Origin of the sequence: Sphaerobacter sp. (genome assembly GCF_019683595.1) — a bacterium.
GTDB lineage: Bacteria > Chloroflexota > Chloroflexia > Thermomicrobiales > Thermomicrobiaceae > Sphaerobacter.
Genome location: NZ_JADGHZ010000303.1, coordinates 1 through 2710, shown reverse-complemented (window position 1 = coordinate 2710; position 2710 = coordinate 1). Strand labels below are relative to the sequence as shown.

Genomic DNA, 2710 nt, shown 5'->3' with positions numbered 1-2710 from the left:
CTCTATGCGAAGTACGAGCCGGGTAACAGTGACATGTACCTGAGCTCCTGGGGCGTCTCGGAGATGGATGCCGATACCGTCTTCAGCACCCAGTTCCTGAGCACGCGCACCGACGCGTACACCAACTACTCCAACCCTGAGCTTGATGAGTTGATCACCAAGGCTGCGGGCGAGGTTGACGAGCAAGCCCGCCTGAAGCTGTACGAGCAGGCACTGGCCATCGTCGTCGAGGACGCGCCGTGGATCTTCCTCTATACGCCGGAGGAGACCTATGGCGTGCGCGAGTCGGTGAAGAACTGGAATCCGCGGGCTGATTCGCGGTTCAATCTTCTCCAGACAACGGTCGAGGAGGCCTAGCGGCGCGGTCAGCCGAGCGGGTCGCCCCCGACTCGCTCGGCTGCCGTTTTCCACTCCCGGGAACGATAGGGGCGTCCGTGCTGGCGTATATCCTCAGGCGGCTCATCCATCTGATTCCCGTTCTGATCGGGGTTTCGATCATCGTATTCGTCCTGATGCGGGTCGTGCCGGGGGATCCGGTCAGCGTCTTCACGCGCGATCAGCCGTTGCCGCCGGAGGTTATTGAAGAGATCCGTGTCAGCCTTGGCCTGGACCAACCCTTGCCTGTGCAATATGCCCGCTACGTGGCCCAGTTGATCCGCGGCGACCTCGGGACGTCCATCTCCTTCAACCAGCCCGTGAGCTCGCTCGTCTTCGATCGACTCCCGGCGACGATTGAGCTGGCCATCGCGAGCATGGTGTTCTCGCTGCTGTTCGCGATCCCAACTGGGATCCTCGCCGCGGTGTTCCGTGGGAGTCTGCTGGATCGACTGGCGATCGTGATCTCGGTGCTTGGTGTCTCCGTGCCGACGTTCTGGCTCGCGATCCTGCTGATCATTGGCGTCTCGGTGCACCTTGGGTGGTTCCCTGAGTTCGGCCGTATCGACATCGGGACCGCGGTTCCGCACGTGACCGGGCTCTACACCGTGGACAGTCTACTGGCGAGAGACTTCGCAGCCTTCAAGAGCGCGCTGTCGCACCTGGTCCTACCGGCGGTCTCCATGGCCGTGTCGCTCCAGGCTTTCACCCTGCGCCTGCTGCGGAGCAGTACCATCGAGGCTCTCCTGAGTGACTACGTGGTCAATGCGCGGGCGCGTGGCCTCCCTGAGCATCTGGTCGTGCTGCGGCACGCCGTCCGGAATGCGCTCCTCCCGACGATCACGGTGATTGGCCTCCAGATCGGCGGGTTGGTGAGCGGTGTCGTTATCGTCGAAACCATCTTTTCATGGCCCGGTCTGGGGTCGTTGATCGTGCATGGCATCAGTTCCCGTGACTTTGTCCTGGTGCAGGGAGTGGTGGTGATTTTCGCGGTCGTCTATGTTGTGCTCAACCTGATCACAGACCTGGTCTATGCCTGGGTCGATCCACGGATTCGGCTCCAGTGAGTGCTCCATCCTGCACGTCGCTTCCGTAAGTCCCATCCCTCCAGCCAGGGGCGAGTTGCCGGCGTTGATGCTGGGCACGTGCACAGGGGGACATGGAGTTGAGGAGCAAGACGAGTGGTAGGGGAAGCGGCTAGTACCTGGATCCCAACGGCCGCTGGTATACAGCGGCGGCCTCGCTGGTTCCAGTTGGTGCGGGATCCGGGGGTCATTTTCGGCGTCGTTGTTTTCCTGATCGTAACCGTCTGCGCGATCGCTGCACCCGTCCTTGCCCCGCATGATCCTGCGAAGCAGTCGCTGAGCAACCGGCTCAAGCCGCCCACCGCCCTTGGCGGGCCGGAGGGCTATGTCTTGGGAACCGACAACCTTGGACGAGACGTCCTCTCACGGCTCATCTACGGGTCGCGCATCTCGCTCATCGTGGCACTGGTGACGGTCGTCGGAGCCGGGACGTTCGGGTCGATCCTCGGGGCGATCGCCGGTTACTACGGTGGATGGGTGGACAACGTCATCATGCGGATCGTTGATGCGTGGCTGGCCTTTCCCTTCCTCCTGTTGGCGATTGCCCTGGCGGCAGCACTCGGTGCCGGTCTGGACAAACTCACCCTGGCCTTGGTGCTCAGCCGCTGGGTGATCTTCTGCCGGACGGCGCGGGCCGAGGCGCTGGCCATTCGCGAGCGTGAGTTCGTTCAGGCGGCGCATGCCCTCGGCGCGAGGAACAGGCGCATCATCCTTCGGCACGTGCTGCCGAACATGCTCCCGCCGCTCTTCGCGATCGCGACCTTGGAAATGGCTACGGTCGTCGTGTCTGAGGCGAGCCTGAGCTTCCTGGGTTTGGGCGTCCAGGGGACGATGCCGACCTGGGGTGGCATGCTGGCCGATGGTCGCCAATACGTCCGTGAGGCGTGGTGGCTGACAACCTTCGCCGGGCTGGCGATCACGATCCTCGTGCTTGGGTTCAACCTGCTCGGAAACGCGCTCGCCGAGTACTTCGACCCGCGCCTGCGGGCGCGGCGCTAGATTCAGCCCACTGAGCGGGAGTAGCGGTCGGTGAGGGGTGCGCGATGACGGTCCGGGTGGTGGATGTCTCGGGTGATCATGGGGAGATCGGCTACCAGCATGCGGTAGCGGTGCTGGACCTGCGCGAGCAGATCGGCGCGATGGTCGAGCGGCAGGTGCGACAGGCGCGTCCGCGACTCGCCGAACAGGCTGATCGGCGCCTCGGAGCGCTCCAGGCGGTGTTGGAACGGCACTCCCCGGCGACACTGGCT

General features: G+C 63.8%; 3 protein-coding genes and 1 pseudogene. All 4 read left to right on the top strand.

What is annotated here, in order from left to right; translation table 11 throughout:
* A pseudogene (locus tag IRZ30_RS16905) lies at positions 1 to 357 on the top strand (hypothetical protein); the annotation flags it as partial.
* Between the two features lie 77 nt (positions 358 to 434).
* A complete protein-coding gene (locus tag IRZ30_RS16900; RefSeq protein WP_294086860.1) occupies positions 435 to 1442 on the top strand; it encodes an ABC transporter permease in 1008 nt (335 codons plus the stop codon).
* Positions 1443 to 1556: 114 nt separating this feature from the next.
* Complete coding sequence (locus tag IRZ30_RS16895; RefSeq protein ID WP_294086858.1) at positions 1557 to 2459, top strand: ABC transporter permease; 903 nt, start codon at positions 1557 to 1559, stop codon at positions 2457 to 2459.
* A 44-nt stretch (positions 2460 to 2503) separates the two neighbouring features.
* The coding region (locus tag IRZ30_RS16890) for a hypothetical protein (protein WP_294086856.1) at positions 2504 to 2710 on the top strand (207 nt) is incomplete at its 3' end.